The organism is Hoeflea sp. IMCC20628, assembly GCF_001011155.1.
Lineage (GTDB): Bacteria > Pseudomonadota > Alphaproteobacteria > Rhizobiales > Rhizobiaceae > Hoeflea.
In genome coordinates, this window is record NZ_CP011479.1 from 2,714,113 (window position 1) to 2,729,733 (window position 15,621).

Below are 15,621 nucleotides of genomic sequence, written 5' to 3' on the forward strand. Positions count from 1 at the left end.
ATGCTCGAAATTCTCCGCGCCCTGCCCTCCCTCATCCGACAATGGGTGACGCCCAACATCCGCGCCTATCTTGACAACCGGCAGCCGATCATCTGGCTACTGTCGCTGTTTATCGGTCTGTCAGTTGCCGGTGCCGCCATCTGTTTCCGGTTGCTCATCGGCGTGGCCCAGCTCTACTGGCTCGGAGACACCACCGAGCAGGTGCTGACGGTAGTCCGTTATACGCCGTGGTACATGATCCTGGCCGGCCCGCTGATTGGAGGCATAGTGGTCGGCTTTGTGATCACCCGTTTTCTTCCCTCGCGCCGCACAGCAGGCGTCGCCGATGTGATCGAGGCGCGGGCAATGACAGGCCGCCGTCTGGGGCTGCGGGAGGGTATCATTGGTTCGCTGACGACTGCGTTTTCGCTTGGCGCGGGCGCAAGTGCGGGCCGCGAGGGCCCGGTCATTCATCTGGGCGCGACACTGGCCAGCGCCGTCGGCCGGCGGTTTCTGCTGCCCGACTGGTCGCGCCGGACGCTGCTGGCCGCCGGTGTCGCCTCGGCTATATCAGCCAGCTTCAACGCGCCCATCGCCGGCGTGCTTTTTGCGCATGAGGTGATCCTCGGCCATTACGCCATGCGCGCCTTCGTACCGATCGTGATCTCCTCTTCCGTCGGCGCGATCGTCTCGCGCATCTGGTTCGGCGACACGGCCTCTTTCATTGTGCCGGTTTACCAGATCACCTCCTATTACGAGTTTCCGGCCTTTGCGCTTCTGGGCGCCGTTTGTGCTTTTGTCGCGGTGCTGTTCCAATTCGCTCTGTTTGGCGCGGATTTTCTGGCGCGGCGTTCACCCATCCCGGTCTGGGCGCTTCCGGTGTGTGGTGGATTGATTGTCGGGTTGATGGGCATCGCCTTCCCGCAAATTCTCGGCGTCGGCTACGAGACCACCGACCTGGCGCTCTGGGGGCAATTGCCGCTTGCTCTGATGCTGACGCTGATCGTGATGAAAACACTTGCCACCGCAGTCACGCTGGCGGCGCGGTTTGGCGGCGGAATATTTTCACCAGCGCTCTATCTCGGCGCCATGACCGGCGGGGCTTTCGGCATTATCGCTGCCAGCTTGTTTCCGGAACTCGCCTCCAGCCAGGCGCTGTATTCGATTCTCGGCATGGGTGCTGTGGCCGGCGCCGTGCTTGGTGCGCCGATTTCGACCACGGTGATCGTGTTCGAGCTGACCGGCGGTTACGCGCTGTCGATCGCCTTGCTGCTCACCGTCGCCATTGCCCACGGCATTGCTCAGGCGCTGCATGGTCATTCCTATTTCCAGTGGCAACTGGAGATGCGCGGCCTGTTCGTCAAGGACGGCCCGCACCGGACAGTCTTGCGCAATGCACGGGTGATGGATTTCATGACCCTGCCCGAGGATGGCGCCGAACCGGAGTATCTTGACCCCGACCAGCCAGCAGTCACACTCAAGCCTACCGACACACTGGAAGCAGCGTTGCGCGTCTTTGATACCGGCGGTCACACGCGCTTGCCGGTGGTCACCGAGGGCGAGTCCAGGCAGATTATCGGCTGGGCCGAGCAGGTCAAAGCGCTCAGCCATTTCAACCGCCGCCTGATCGCTGCCAGCGAGGAAGAGCACCGTTGATCAGCTGCTTACATTGCCAAGGCCGGAGCGAATTTGCTTGTGTCGCGCAGCGTCACTGCTACAGCAGCGTGTATCACTTGAAAGCAAAGCAATTTGATGGAGACAAACAATGCAAGCTTTGACCCCAGCCCTTTCGGCTGTCGGCATTTATGCGGCACTCAACATGATCGTATTGATCTGGATCAGCATTGAAACCGGTCGCCTGCGCGTCAAGTACAAGGTCTCGATCGGCGATGGCGGCGTCAAGCATCTGGTCCGCATCATGCGTGGCCACGCCAATGCGGTGGAGAACATGCCGATGTTTTTCGTTCTGATGATCATCGCGACGCTTCTGGGCATGCCGTTGCTGGCAGCGCATGTGCTGGGTGCCGGCTTTACCATCGGGCGTGCCTTGCATGCCTGGCACTTCATCCAGGAAGACGCTCCCGGCTGGCAGCGCGGCGGCGGTTTCACCCTGTCATTCATGGCGCAACTGGTACTGCTGGTCGGATTGTTCGGCCACGGTGTCTGGATGATGATCGGCTAACAAAGCGGTCGCCCTCGACCATAGCTCTGCTGATTACCGGTCGCCGCCCATGCACATGCCGGCGGCGGCCTCTACAGCGCCGGAGCGGAGCAATTCGCAGCGGTTGGGGAACATCTGCGCTTTGCTGCCAAGCTGGCCGCAGACAGGTTGTATCACCGATGAGCAGCCCCCTGTGACGGTGGCCGGACGAGCCGGTTTGTTCGGGCGAACCGGCGTCTGTGTCCGGTCGGGCCGGTTGCGATCACGCGGGGTCTGGTTGTCATAACGGTTGCGATCATTGTCGCGGCGGCTATCCCGGCTATCAGGGTTGCGGCTATCCCGGTTACGGTCGTCGCGGTCGCGGCGATAATCGCCATACTTCGTTGCCTCGCATCGGCCGCTGGAAACAATACGCCAATCAGATTGACGCGCCTGACAGGCATTGGAAAAGGTGCGCTCCTCGCCGCGCCGTTCGGCGCAGACCGGATTGTAATTGGCAGGACACATCGGGCCGGCGTTGTAATTGCCGCTGGTTTCTGTGACTTCGCAGCCGGTCAGGGTCAAAGCAGCCGCAGTCAGCACCGCTGCACCCAGCAAGGTGGACAATCGTGTGGTTCGTCCGGCTTCGGCAACGTGACGCATGGCAACTCCTCGTGTTGTACGAAACAAGATCACCGTGGACGTTTCCGGTCAAGCAGGAAGTCGCTGCGGCGGGGGTCGATCCGCGCTTTTCGCAGCGTGCTGCTTCTGCTTTACCCCACCCGCTCCACAAACCCGTCCAGCACCCTTTTCTGTCCGGCCTTGTCGAAATCGATGGTCAGCTTGTTGCCGTCGATGACGGCGATGTTGCCGTTGCCGAATTTCATATGAAAGACGCGGTCGCCGACTGTGTATGCCGAGGTGGTGCCGGTGGATTTGGCCACCAGTTCGCCATCGATAGTGGAGCCGCCGCGCGGGCCGCTTTCACCATAGGCGATGCGTTCAACCGAGGGGCCCGAACGGGTCCCCCAATTGTCGCGCGCGGCATCGGTCTTGTTGGCTTGGGCGCGTTTCCAGCCCGGGGTGTTGTAATTGCCGGAGAACGGTTCTGCGCGGTCAAAGCGCGAGGCACCATAGGGGCCGCCGGACTGGCCGCCAAATCCGCCGCCCCGGCCATAGCCGCCATAGCCGGTGTCGACATCGGCGACTTCGACATGGGCTTCGGGCAATTCATCGAGGAAGCGCGAGGGCAGCGTCGATTGCCACAGCCCGTGAATGCGGCGGTTGGAGACAAACCAGATGTGGCAATAGAGTTTTGCGCGGGTCAGCCCGACATAGGCGAGACGACGCTCTTCCTCCAGTCCTGAACGGCCGCCTTCATCCAGCGCGCGCTGGTGCGGGAACAGGCCTTCTTCCCAGCCGGGCAGAAACACGGTCTCGAATTCCAGCCCCTTGGCGGAATGCAGCGTCATGATCGAGACCGCATCGAGATCGGGGTTGTTGTCCTTGTCCATCACCAGCGCAACATGCTCGAGAAAGGCGCGCATGGATTCAAAGCCGGAGATGGTCTGGACGAGTTCCTTGAGGTTTTCGAGCCGGGTCGGGGCATCGGCGGCGCGGTCGTTCTGCCACATCTCGGTGTAGCCGGATTCTTCCAAAATGGTTTCGGCCACTTCATGGCCCGGCCTGGTCTCGAGCATGCCCTGCCAGCGGGTGAACATCTCGACCACATCGGTCAAGGATTTGCGCGGCCGGGGTTTGAGTTCGTCGGTAAGGATCAGGTCGCGGGCGGCGGCCAGCATCGGGATGCCACGGCCACGGGCGACGTCATGGACCTGACGCACTGCCGCTTCACCAAGGCCGCGCTTGGGAACATTGATGATACGCTCGAAGGCCAGATCGTCGGCGGGCTGGCTGACGACGCGGAAAAACGCCATGGCGTCGCGGATTTCCTGTCGTTCATAAAACCGAGGACCGCCGACAACCCGGTAATTCAAACCCAGGGTGACAAAACGTTCCTCGAATTCGCGCATCTGGAACGAGGCGCGGACCAGAATGGCCATGGTGTTGAGCGACCGACCCTTGTTCTGCGCCTGCTCGATTTCCTCGCCGACGGCGCGGGCCTCCTCCTCCGAGTCCCAGCCGGCATGTACATGCACGCGCTCATGATCGGGATCGGATTGCTCGGTGAACAGCGTCTTGCCGAGCCGGCCTTCATTGTGGGAAATCAGATGCCCGGCAGCGCCGAGAATGTGTTCGGTGGAGCGGTAGTTTCGCTCCAGCCGGATCACCTTGGCACCGGGAAAATCCTTGTCGAAGCGCAGGATGTTTTCAACTTCGGCGCCGCGCCAGCCATAGATCGACTGATCATCATCACCGACGCAGCAGATGTTTGGGCGCTCGGGCGCTGTGCGCTGCGCCAGCAGCCTGAGCCACATATATTGGGCGGTGTTGGTGTCCTGGTACTCGTCGACCAGTATGAAGCGGAATTTCTGCTGATATTCCTTCAGCACATCGGGATGGGCGCGAAACATGCGGATCGGCAGGCACAAAAGATCGCCGAAATCGGCGGCGTTCAAGGTCTGCAGCCGCGCCTGATAGGCGGTGTAGAGCGCCCTGCCCTTGCCATTGGCAAAGCCACGGCTGTCGCCTTCGGGAATTTCCGCCGGACCAAGCCCCTTGTTCTTCCAGCCGTCGATCATCTGGGCGAACTGCCGCGCCGGCCAGCGCTTGTCGTCAATGCCCTCGGCCTGGATCAGCTGTTTGCAGAGCCGCACCACATCATCGGTGTCCAGAATGGTGAAATCGGAGCGCAGTCCCACCAGTTCGGCATGACGGCGCAACAGCTTGACGCCGATCGAGTGGAAGGTGCCGAGCCATGGCATACCCTCGACCGCGCCACCGACCAGCACGCTGACGCGTTCCTTCATCTCGCGCGCCGCCTTGTTGGTGAAGGTGACGGAGAGAATCTGCGACGGGAAAGCCAGGCCCAGATTGAGGATATGGGCAATGCGGGTGGTCAGAACCCGGGTCTTGCCGGTGCCGGCCCCGGCCAGCACCAGCACAGGACCTTCTATGGATTCAACCGCATCGGCTTGCTCCGGATTGAGGCCCGAAAGATAATTCGGCGTTGGCCGCGAGGCATTGCGCGCAGCAACAGCGCGTGCCGCAATCGACCCGCCCTGGCTTGCCGGTGGGTTGGCTGCAGGCGGGGGAGCGGGCGCCGGATCGTCGTCGCCGAAAAACGGAATGTCATCATCTGCTGGGTTCATACCCGTGAATGTAGTGATTCGGGGGCGAAAGACCAGTGTTCGCGGTTCATTCCGGCTGTTGATCCCCGCAAACCGGGCCTTGATGGGGCAAGCTGCTGCTTTCGCCTGGCAACGGCTTTGGTTACAGTCGGTTTCCACCACAGGAAGACCGCATGGATCACAAGAGCTTTCTCGCCAGCCTGTCGGCCGAGCAATGCCGCGACCTGACCGAAACATCGGACCGGCGCGGGCTTGCGCATCTGGCCTTGCATTTTGGCGCCATCGCGCTGGTCGGGACGCTGATCGTTGCGCAGGTGCCGTTCTGGCCTGTGCTGATGCTGCCGCAGGGCATTTTTCTGGTGTTCCTGTTCACGCTGCTGCACGAGGCCAGCCACCAGACTCCGTTCCGCTCGCCTTGGCTGAACACTTTTGTGGCTCAGATCAGCGGGTTCCTGACCCTGTTGCCGCCGCGCTGGTTTCGCTATTTCCATTTCGCCCATCACCGCTACACCCAGATACCAGGCAAGGACCCGGAACTGGCGACGCCAAAACCCGAGGGCTGGCGGCAATATCTCGTCCATGTCTCTGGCATGCCGGTGTGGATCAGCCATATCGGCACGCTCATTCGCAATGCCGCGGGGCGGTGCGAGGATGCGTTCGTGCCTGTGGGAAAACGCCGCGCCGTGCGGAATGAGGCGCGGATGATGCTTGGCGCCTATATGGCGCTGCTGCTAGCCTGTCTGGCGCTCAGGTCACCTGTGTTGATTTACGTCTGGATTGTACCGGCGCTTTTGGGCCAGCCGTTCCTGCGGCTATATCTGCTGGCCGAACATGGCCGCTGCGCCTATGTCGCCAACATGCTGGAGAACTCGCGCACAACCTTCACCAATGCGGCCGTGCGACGACTGGCCTGGAACATGCCCTATCACGCCGAACACCACGCTTATCCGACGGTACCGTTTCACAAGCTGCCGGATTTGCACAAGCTGACTGCGGAGCATCTGAAGGTGACCGAACCGGGCTATGCGAGCTTTCACGCCAGATATGCGCCGCAGCTTTCTGGCCCGGTGCAAACCGACCCGGCAGAGTGAGACGTCAGGTGCCGGCGCCGCAGCACTTCTTGTATTTCTTGCCCGATCCACAAGGACACGGATCATTGCGGCCAACGCTGGCTGCGCGGTGTAGCAAAGCATTGGCGGCGCGACCCCAATAGACCCAGGCCCCGTCCAGACGCCGGAATTCGGATGTCTCGGTGTGCGCGGCGTCCTCGCCATTGTGGCGATAGCGCGCAACAAAACTGACCGTGCCTTCGCCATCGCTCTCCCTGCCCTTGGCTGTGGCAATGATCTCAAGCCCGAGCCAGCGCATGCCCAGTTGCGATATCTCCGCCTCCGCCCGATCAAAGGCAAGTGCAGCAGGCCCGGCGCAGGTGGCTTCGATGTAACCGAGATTGCCGGTGGCATAGGCCGCATAGCGCGACCGCATCAGCGCTTCCGCTGTCGGCGCAGGGGTGCCGGCATGGTAGCGGCCGCAGCAGGCGGCAAGGTCAAGATTTGAGCCGCAGGGGCATTGGGACATGTGTGTGGTTCCTGGGGTGGCAGCAATTGGCATGAGTAAGATCTCGGCATTGAATATGGCGGAATCGATGACACGTATAATCTCCTCTCTAAAACCACCCCTTGCGCTTGAACCACAAATACGGGCCCAGCGCCGAAGTCGCCATCACGGCAAGTGCGATCGGATAGGCCCAGGGCTGGCTGAGTTCGGGCATGTTCTGAAAGTTCATGCCGTAGACGGTGCCGATGAAGGTTGGCGGCAGGAACACCATTGCCGCCACCGAGAGCACCTTCATCACCTGGTTTTGCTGCACCGAAATCAGGCCGAGCGAGGCATCGAGCAGGAAGATGATGTTTTCAGAAATGAAGTCGGCGTGTTCGGACAGCGACTGGACGTCACCGGCCATCGAGCGGCAGCGCTGCTTGAGCGTCTTGTCGCCCATGATCTCCGGCAGGGTCTGCAGAAAGCTGGCAATGCGGGCCAGCGACATCAGGCTTTCGCGCACCTTGGCAATGGTGCGCTGGTGGCTGGCGATTACGGTAAGCGTCGCCTCGAGATCGCGGGTGACGGCTTCGGGATTGCTGACTGCGCCGCGCGAAAATACCTCGGTCGACAGCGCATCAATGCGGCGCGAGCGGTGCTCGAGCACTTCGGCGCTGCGGTCGATCATCGCCTCGATCAACCGGGTCATGACATCATGGCCGCCATGCGAGACCAATTCACGATGGGCAAGTTCGCGATGGGCGTTGGCCGCGAACATGGTGAAAGCCTTGGGCTCGGCATAGCGGATGGTGATGAGACGACCACCAGCCAGCACAAAGCCGATATCGGCGATCTCGGCGAAATCGCTGTCGGCTTTCCAGACAACGCTGGCGGTCAGGTAAGCCGCGCCATTCTCGATATAGAGCCGGCTCGAAGGCTCGATATCGTGCAATTCGTCGCGGCTTGGCACCTCGACGCCGATCAGTGCCTCGACCTGCGCTTCCTCGGCGGGCGTGGGATGCAGCAGGTCTATCCAGCAGGCGGAGTCCGCAAGTGGTTGAGCAAGGGTTTGGGGAGCGTCGAGACAGACGCCGGCGCCATCATATGACCGGATCATTTTCGCTCAGCTCTGCTGGCCAGCGTCGAAGGCGGCATCGACAGGGATCTGCATGGCGGTGGCCAGCTGGTTGGTCTTGCCCGCCAGCCCGATGATGGCCAGCAACTCGCCATATTGCTCGCCGCTCATGCCCTTGGCGCGGGCGGCGGCGGTGTGGGAATGGACGCAATAGGTGCAGTTGTTGGCCACCGACACGGCGATGTAGATCATCTCCTTGGTCAGCGGGTCGATCGAAGATGGCTTGCCGACCACCTCTTTGACTTCCGTCCAGGTACGCTCCAGCAGCGCCGGATCAAAGGCCAGCCAGCGCCACATATTGTTGATGAAATCGGTTCCGCGGGTCAGCCGGATATCGTCGAACACGGCCTTGACGCGCGCGTCGGATTCCAGATCGGGGCTCGGTAATATTGTAGTCACGAGGTCATCTCCGTGGATCATGCGAGGGGAAAGGTGCGAACACGCACCGCCGGGGTTGAACTGAGTCTAGCATGGCGGATTCGGCTTGGCGACGCGGATCGCGGGCACCCCAGATATGGATAAGCAAACCGCCCTTTAATTGCCGCAAGATGGGCCTAACTGAGAACCAGTGGTTTTCACGCACCGAGTGCACATGAGGGAGAACGGGCATGACAGATCAACCAACGACCAAGCCGGCTATCACCCAGGCCATGATCAAGGCTTATGATGACTACACCCACCTGACGCTGGACCGTCGCGGCTTCATGAACCGCCTGACCAAGCTGGCTGGCTCGGGTGCAGCTGCGGCAGCCATCGCGCCGCTGCTCGCCGCCAACAGCGCCCGCGCGGCGATCGTGCCCGCCGACGACACGCGGCTGCAGATCTCACAGGTCAGTTTCCCAGGCGCGGACTGGGAGATGACTGGCTATCTGGCCATGCCGGCGGACATGTCCGCTCCCCTGCCCGCGGTGATTGTCATTCATGAAAACCGTGGACTCAACGACCATATCCGCGATGTCGCACGGCGGCTGGCGCTGGAAGGCTTCGTGGCGCTAGCAGTGGACTTTCTATCGCCATTGGGTGGTACGCCCGCTGATGAAGACAAGGCACGCGAAATGATCGGCCAGCTTGAGGGTGGTGAGACCACGGCCAATGCGATGGCGGCGCGGGCCTGGCTCGCCGGGCATGACAAGACCAATGGCAAGGTCGGCGCGGTTGGATTCTGCTGGGGCGGCGGGCTGGTCAATCAGCTGGCAGTGGCCGATCCCGAGCTTGGCGCCGGCGTCGCCTATTACGGCCGGCAGCCCGAGGCTGGCGACGTGCCGTCGATCAAGGCGCCGATGCTGCTGCATTATGCCGGCCTCGATGAGCGCATCAATGCCGGCATCGCCGATTATCGCGCGGCGCTGAAATCCAACGGCAAAACATTTGCCATGCATGTCTATGACGACGTCAATCACGCTTTCAACAACGACACATCGGCTGCACGCTATAACAAACCGGCGGCGGATCTGGCATGGGCACGCACCGTGGCGTTTTTCAAAGGAGTGTTGAATTGATCGCCGACGGATCCCGTCATACGGATGCGTCCCTGCCGGGGTAGTGTGGTGCGGGGGTTGGCGCCGACAAAAGCATCCGGAAAACCCATGCGCCCCGCTTGCAAAGCCGAAATCGCCCGTTTACGCTTACGTTAACGTTATACTCTTGGAGAACCCACCATGGACGAACTCATCAACCGCATCACCACCAATGTCGGCATTGACGCCGATACAGCCAAGCAAGCCGTTGGCGCCATCCTGGCGTTCCTTCAGTCCGAAGGCCCTGCCGACAAGGTCAAGGAATTGCTGGCCTCTGTCCCCGGCGCCGATGCGCTGATCGCCCAGGCACCGGCCGGCGGCATGCTGTCGATGGGCGGCGTGATGGGGCTGGGCCAGAAGCTGATGGGCATGGGTCTCGGCATGGGCGAAATTTCCAGCACAGCCAAGGAAACCATGGGCTTTGCCCGCGAAAATGGCGCTGGCGACGCGATCGATGAAATCGTCGCTTCGATCCCCGGCCTGTCGCAGTTCGTCTGATCTCGGCCGACTTCAAATGCTAAACGATATCAGCCCGGCGGCTTGCTCCGCCGGGTTTTTGTTTGGCATGTAGACGATGAAACGCTGCCCGAAGATGATGCTTCAGGCCGCTACTTCGTCTCTTGCTGCTTCACTGTTTACAACTGCTGGTCTGCGGCGATCGGTGGCCTCGGGCTCGGCTTCGCCGCTGTCACCGGCAAACCAGGCCTGGCCACGACCATTGTCCTTGGCACGGTAGAGCGCTTCGTCGGCACTGCGTATGATGTTCTTGGCCGTCAGAGCATCGTCCGGCCACCAGGCGACCCCGATGCTGGCGCCGATGCGGGCCACGCCACCATCAAAAGCGATGTCCTCGCAGACGCTGGCGATCATCCGGTCGCAGCGGGCGAGCACACTGGCACGATCAAGCTTGTCCCAAAGCAGGATGATGAATTCGTCACCGCCAACGCGTGCGGCCATACCGGCATCGCCGACGGCGTCCGCAATGCGGCGGGCGGCGGTGGTGATCACCAGATCGCCGACCTGATGGCCATGGGTGTCGTTGACCGCCTTGAACTTGTCGAGGTCGAGGCAAAGGATCGCGCATCGATCCTGGCGGTGTTCAGCGACGATGGCGTCAAGCGCATCATCGAACTGCAAACGGTTGGGCAGCCCGGTCAGGTTATCGTGCATGGCCCGGTGGCGGTTGCGCGCTTCGCTCAGTTGCAGCGCCTTGAGAGCGCGGCCATAGCGCAACGAAACCAGCAACAACGCCACGCTCACCAGGACGAACGAGCCGGCAAGCGCGCCGATCGAGCGTTTCCAGATGATCACGGAAGGTTGTTCCACCTTCCAACTGGCAGCCAGCGGCGGCTGGCCGGTGACTTGGCTGATTACCATCGTGCTGCGACCTTCGACCGGGGCTGCAACCGGCGCGACGCTCAAATCCTCAAGACCGACCTTTTCTCCGATGTTTGAAAGGATAGGCTGGTTCAACGGCTTGAAGGTCAGCAACACCTGCGGCATTCCGTCGGGAAGAACCTCGACGTCGTCCGGGATGATGGCTTGCGCGATGACCACTCCGAACTGTCCATCGACGATGCGCACATCTGCCGCATGAAGCGGCGGAGAAAAGCGCGCAGGCTGACCGGTGATCACATAACCACCATTGCGCGGAGTGCGGCGGGCGAGATAATTCTGGCGGGCGGCTTCGACAAGATCGCGGTTGCGGACGACATAGGGAAACCCGGCTGCAGGATCCATCACCAAGGACCGAAACACAGCCACCAACGGCGTACCGTCGGGCTGAACCACGACAGAGGATTCGATATCGAAATCCTCCCACAGCCAGTCGGCGATTTCATTCTCAATGAATTCCTCATCCACAGGGCCGCGCAAGGCTTTGACCGTCTTGTCCCAATAGGAAATCTGCGACTGATCGCGGACGAGCACGTCGATCTGGCGCTCGAACTCGGCCTGTACCAGGTGCTGTTCGACCTCGCTGCGAACATCATCGGCAACGCCACCGGCAAAAGACAGAATTTGCAAATTGGAAACCGCGAAGGCCGCCAGCACGGCAATGCAGAGCGCGTAGACACCGATTGCGATGTTGGGCCGGGCGGTGTGGTTTAACATCTTCTTCATTGCGACCTCTTGAGGTTTCGTGCCTCCTTTTAAAGGAAATCGCTGAAAGTTGGCCTAACCGGTATGGTTCCCGGAGCGTTAACGCCAATCCGGGCAGCCGGTGCGCAACCCTGTCATCGGCCGTACCGGTTTGCCAGCAGGTGCCAGATGTCGCAGGCTGGACCCGTGCGTGATTCCCCCACAGTCGGGGACAGGCGCCAGAGCGAGGTAAACGATGCGAAAGCCTGCCCCTGCATTGGCGTTTGACCGCCGCCGTTTCCTGCGGTTGACCGCTGCGTCCGCGCTCACCGCAAGCCTGGCCGCACCCACTGCGGCCCGGGCCGCATCCGCCGATGTCGACGTCATCGTCATTGGCGCAGGTGTGGCCGGACTGACGGCCGCGCGGCAACTTACCGATCTCGGCTATGAGGTGCTGGTGCTTGAAGCAGCAGACCGCATCGGCGGCAGGCTGCACACGGACTGGTCGCTGGACGCGCCGTTCGAACTGGGCGCCGGATGGGTTCATGGCCCGAAGGGCAATCCGGTCACTGATCTGGTTGCCGCCGCCGGGGGCAAGACCTTCGTCACGGAAGACGACAGCCTGATGGTGCTCTCCGGGGACGGAAACCGCCAGAAAGATGCGGTGATCGAGCGCAAGGAAAAGCAGCTCGCCGCGCTCTACGAGCGCATTGATTCGACCTTTGATGCTGACCAGCCGCTGAAATCGGCTATCGCGCGCCTGGCGCCAAAGGCCCTCGCTGATCCTGTGACGGCATGGATGCTGTCGGCCTATACCGAGTTCGACGCAGGCGGTCCGCTGGAATCGCTGTCAGCTTACCATTTTGACGAGGACGATGCGTTTGACGGCGCAGATGTCATCGTCTCCAACGGCTATGACCGGATTCTCACCCCCCTTGCCGCCGGCCTCGATATCCGGCTTGGCCATCCGGTCGAGATTGTTGAATATGAGGAAGGCGACGGGGCCACGGTGCGAGCAAATGGCCGCGATTTCGAGGCTGATTTTGTCGTCTGCACCTGTCCGCTCGGTGTGTTGCAGGCTGACGGAGTCAGCTTCGATCCGCCGTTGCCGAAGACATATCGCAACGCCATCAGTCGCATCGGCATGGGCAATGTCACCAAGCTGGCGTTGAAATTTGCACAACCGTTCTGGCCAGTCGGCACACAATATTTCGGGCTGACCGGCGAGCCGATGGGACGCTGGGCCTCGTTTTTGAATTACCGGACGTTTTCGGATCAGAACATTCTGGTTGGCTTCAGCGTTGGCAGCTATGCGGAACGGGCCGAGGCGATGAGTGACGCGGAGATGACGGCGGACGCCATGGACGCGTTGCGCTCGATGTTCGGCGCAACCGCACCGGACCCGGTTGCCGTGCTTCCCACGCGCTGGTCGAAAAATCCATGGAGCCATGGCGCCTATTCCTACGCCAAGGCCGGATCGAAACCGGCGGATTTCAACCTCCTGGCCGAACCGGTGGCCGGCACGCTGCTGCTGGCGGGCGAACACACGCTGTTTGATTACCATGCCACCGTGCATGGCGCGCATCTAAGCGGGCTGGCCGCCGCGCGCCGCATCGACGACGATCTGGCCTGAATGTGGCGGGGCGGCCACCTCCCGGCCAGCCCCGCGCTCCTTCCCGTCCCGAAGTCAGGCCGGGCGGATGGCTTTATTGAGTTTTGTGGCGACGAACCAGGACACCGGCAGCGCCACCAAAGCACCGATCACGGCGGCGACGGAAATGGAAACCGCGTCCATACGGCCCATCGTCAATGCCGCAATGATGCAACTGCCCGCAAGCATGGAGCCGGCGATGATGTAGACCATGGCTGTGAGTTTGAGCATGACGCCCCCCTGAGCATTCGGCCCCGCACCTCCACTGGCGCGGATCCCGCTTGAGGGGCAATCTAGCGTGGGTGCCGCGCAGCACTCTTGATCTGGCTCAATAAGTTCGCAGATTTTTGACCCCGCACGACGCCTGATATCTGCCTCGAATGGCAACCGCGCGCAGCTGTCCCAATCTGGCACAACTGCATCTGGCATGGTTCGTGCAACACATCAGGCATGAGCACCAACCGTCCCAGTTTGAGCCGCCGCAGCCTTCTCGCCAGCCTTGCCGGCGCAGGTGCGGCCAGTCTTTTGATCCCGCAGGCAACCGCCGGCGAGTTGTTCAGCCAGGTTGGCCTGCGTGGTGGCCACGATGGAGATCTCGCCGGACTGCTGCCCGATGCGGTCGATGACCAGAGCCGGATGTTCCAATATGCAATCGACGACGCCGCTGCCAATGGCCGGGTCCTGCATCTGCCGCGGGGCAGTTTTGTGATTTCCAATATCAATCTGCCCGACGGAGCCCGGATTTCCGGGGTGCCCGGCGCCACACGGCTGATCTATGGCGGCCGCGGCCACGGATTCCTCAGCGAAGGGGCGCGGCGGGTGGAGCTGTCGGGTCTGGTGCTCGACGGCGCCAACCAGCGGATGGGCGAGCATGTGTCGGGGCTTCTGCACCTGCGCGGTGTGACCGAGGTCATTATCGACGAGCTCACGGTGTCAGGCGCCGACGGCTATGGCATCACGCTGGAAGCATGCGGCGGACGCATCAGCCACTGTGAGGTTTCTGGCGCACGGCTGGCGGGCATTTATGCCATTGAGAGCCGTGGGCTGGCGATCAGCCGCAATGTGGTACGCGACTGCGCCAATGGCGGCATTCTGGTGCATCGCTGGTCGGTCGGTGAGGACGCGACGCTGGTTGACGGCAACCGGGTGATGCGGATTTCGGCGCGGGCCGGCGGCACCGGCCAGAACGGCAACGGCATCAATATCTTTCGCGCCGGCAATGTGATGGTGACGGGCAATCATGTGTCGGATTGCGCGTTTTCGGCGATACGCGCCAATTCCGCCAGCAACATCCAGATTGTCTCCAACCAGGCGATCCGCTCCGGAGAAACCGCGATCTATGCCGAATTCTCGTTTGAGGGCGCGGTGATCGCATCGAACCTGATCGATGGCGGCACGGTGGGGATCTCGGTGGCCAATTTCAACGAGGGCGGGCGGCTGGCATCCGTCACCGGCAACATCATCCGCAACCTGACCACGCACGGCCCCTACCCGGCCGAATATGCCGGATTCGGCATCGGCATGGCGATCGAGGCGGATGCGGCGGTCAGCGGCAATGTCATCGAGGGCGCGCCGAAATGGGGCGTGCTGATGGGCTGGGGTCCGTTTTTGCGAGCGGTCAATTTTACCGGCAACACGCTGCGCGACTGCGGCGCCGGCATCGCCGTCTCAGTGGTCGAGGGTGCTGGTGCTGCGCTGATCTCGGGCAATATGTTCAACGCCACGCCAGGCGGCGCCATTCTCGGCTGCCGCTGGAACGAGGTGGTGACAAAGGATCTGGCCAAGGCTGGCGCGGGCAAGTTTTCGCATCTGACGCTGGAGCGCAATGTGGTGGCGTGAGGGGGAACTAGCTTCTGCTTGCGTGATCGTGGGACGCCCCCAGGCTTCGTCATGCCGGACTCCGATCCGGCATCCATACCGCCCAAGTGGTGACCAGTGACTATGACTTCAATCGCACGTGAAGTTAATCGACAACAGTCTACCGCAATTGCTGCGCTTTGGTGCGGAGGACATCGCGAGGCGCATGCAGTTTGCCGGATCGATCTTGCCAACGCGATGCCACTTGGGTGATTCGCGCCAATTCCAAGCTCCAAACCTGCCAAAAGACCACCGCGTCGCGTATGAACTGCCAAGTATGGGCGGCCTTTGATCCCAATTTCAACAGGCAGCCGGGTTGGAATTCAGCTCCAATCATCAGGAAAATCCTTTTGTCCCGCCGCTTCCCAGCAAAAGCTGGATTTCGATGTGCAGCGGGCGAGCGCATCAAAGGTCTTTACCAGGCGCCCTAACTGTTCCACACTTAACTTCAAAGACTTAGTGGGCCGCAACGC

General features: G+C 61.6%; 14 protein-coding genes. 7 read left to right on the plus strand and 7 right to left on the minus strand.

What is annotated here, in order from left to right; genetic code table 11:
- Complete coding sequence (locus tag IMCC20628_RS12945) at positions 1–1,635, plus strand: chloride channel protein (RefSeq protein WP_047030560.1); 1,635 nt, start codon at positions 1–3, stop codon at positions 1,633–1,635.
- Positions 1,636–1,744: 109 nt separating this feature from the next.
- Entirely contained in the window at positions 1,745–2,161 is a 417-nt protein-coding gene (locus IMCC20628_RS12950; RefSeq protein ID WP_047030561.1) for an MAPEG family protein, read from the plus strand.
- A gap of 33 nt (positions 2,162–2,194) precedes the next feature.
- On the opposite strand, the gene IMCC20628_RS24275 is transcribed toward IMCC20628_RS12950, so the two are convergent.
- Together IMCC20628_RS24275 and IMCC20628_RS12965 are read right to left on the minus strand one after the other, a co-directional pair.
- Positions 2,195–2,782, minus strand: a complete 588-nt coding sequence (locus tag IMCC20628_RS24275; RefSeq protein ID WP_052766420.1) for a Kazal-type serine protease inhibitor — start codon at positions 2,780–2,782, stop codon at positions 2,195–2,197.
- A 110-nt stretch (positions 2,783–2,892) separates the two neighbouring features.
- The gene (locus IMCC20628_RS12965; protein WP_047030562.1) at positions 2,893–5,391 is read right to left on the minus strand and encodes a UvrD-helicase domain-containing protein; all 2,499 of its coding nucleotides are present in this window, start codon (positions 5,389–5,391) and stop codon (positions 2,893–2,895) included.
- A gap of 152 nt (positions 5,392–5,543) precedes the next feature.
- Here IMCC20628_RS12965 and IMCC20628_RS12970 point away from each other — a divergent pair, with 152 nt between their 5' ends.
- Positions 5,544–6,461 carry a fatty acid desaturase family protein gene (locus tag IMCC20628_RS12970; protein ID WP_047030563.1) on the plus strand — a complete coding sequence of 306 codons (918 nt, stop codon included), beginning with the start codon at positions 5,544–5,546 and terminating at the stop codon, positions 6,459–6,461.
- Between the two features lie 4 nt (positions 6,462–6,465).
- Here IMCC20628_RS12970 and IMCC20628_RS12975 read toward each other — a convergent pair whose 3' ends face one another.
- The 3 genes from IMCC20628_RS12975 to IMCC20628_RS12985 form a co-directional block, all read right to left on the minus strand.
- The gene (locus tag IMCC20628_RS12975; protein ID WP_047030564.1) at positions 6,466–6,948 is read right to left on the minus strand and encodes a YchJ family protein; all 483 of its coding nucleotides are present in this window, start codon (positions 6,946–6,948) and stop codon (positions 6,466–6,468) included.
- Between the two features lie 88 nt (positions 6,949–7,036).
- A complete protein-coding gene (locus tag IMCC20628_RS12980) occupies positions 7,037–8,026 on the minus strand; it encodes a magnesium transporter CorA family protein (protein WP_047030565.1) in 990 nt (329 codons plus the stop codon).
- 6 nt (positions 8,027–8,032) lie between these two features.
- Complete coding sequence (locus IMCC20628_RS12985) at positions 8,033–8,443, minus strand: carboxymuconolactone decarboxylase family protein (RefSeq protein ID WP_047030566.1); 411 nt, start codon at positions 8,441–8,443, stop codon at positions 8,033–8,035.
- A 209-nt stretch (positions 8,444–8,652) separates the two neighbouring features.
- On the opposite strand from IMCC20628_RS12985, the gene IMCC20628_RS12990 reads away from it, so the two are divergent.
- Entirely contained in the window at positions 8,653–9,543 is an 891-nt protein-coding gene (locus IMCC20628_RS12990; RefSeq protein WP_047030567.1) for a dienelactone hydrolase family protein, read from the plus strand.
- 159 nt (positions 9,544–9,702) lie between these two features.
- The gene (locus tag IMCC20628_RS12995; protein WP_047030568.1) at positions 9,703–10,059 is read left to right on the plus strand and encodes a DUF2780 domain-containing protein; all 357 of its coding nucleotides are present in this window, start codon (positions 9,703–9,705) and stop codon (positions 10,057–10,059) included.
- Between the two features lie 102 nt (positions 10,060–10,161).
- On the opposite strand, the gene IMCC20628_RS13000 is transcribed toward IMCC20628_RS12995, so the two are convergent.
- A complete protein-coding gene (locus IMCC20628_RS13000) occupies positions 10,162–11,682 on the minus strand; it encodes a diguanylate cyclase (RefSeq protein WP_047030569.1) in 1,521 nt (506 codons plus the stop codon).
- A 214-nt stretch (positions 11,683–11,896) separates the two neighbouring features.
- Here IMCC20628_RS13000 and IMCC20628_RS13005 point away from each other — a divergent pair, with 214 nt between their 5' ends.
- Positions 11,897–13,273, plus strand: a complete 1,377-nt coding sequence (locus IMCC20628_RS13005) for an FAD-dependent oxidoreductase (protein WP_047030570.1) — start codon at positions 11,897–11,899, stop codon at positions 13,271–13,273.
- 54 nt (positions 13,274–13,327) lie between these two features.
- On the opposite strand, the gene IMCC20628_RS13010 is transcribed toward IMCC20628_RS13005, so the two are convergent.
- Complete coding sequence (locus tag IMCC20628_RS13010) at positions 13,328–13,522, minus strand: hypothetical protein (protein WP_047030571.1); 195 nt, start codon at positions 13,520–13,522, stop codon at positions 13,328–13,330.
- 219 nt (positions 13,523–13,741) lie between these two features.
- On the opposite strand from IMCC20628_RS13010, the gene IMCC20628_RS13015 reads away from it, so the two are divergent.
- The gene (locus IMCC20628_RS13015; protein ID WP_047030572.1) at positions 13,742–15,130 is read left to right on the plus strand and encodes a TIGR03808 family TAT-translocated repetitive protein; all 1,389 of its coding nucleotides are present in this window, start codon (positions 13,742–13,744) and stop codon (positions 15,128–15,130) included.
- The last annotated feature ends 491 nt before the right edge of the window (positions 15,131–15,621 follow it).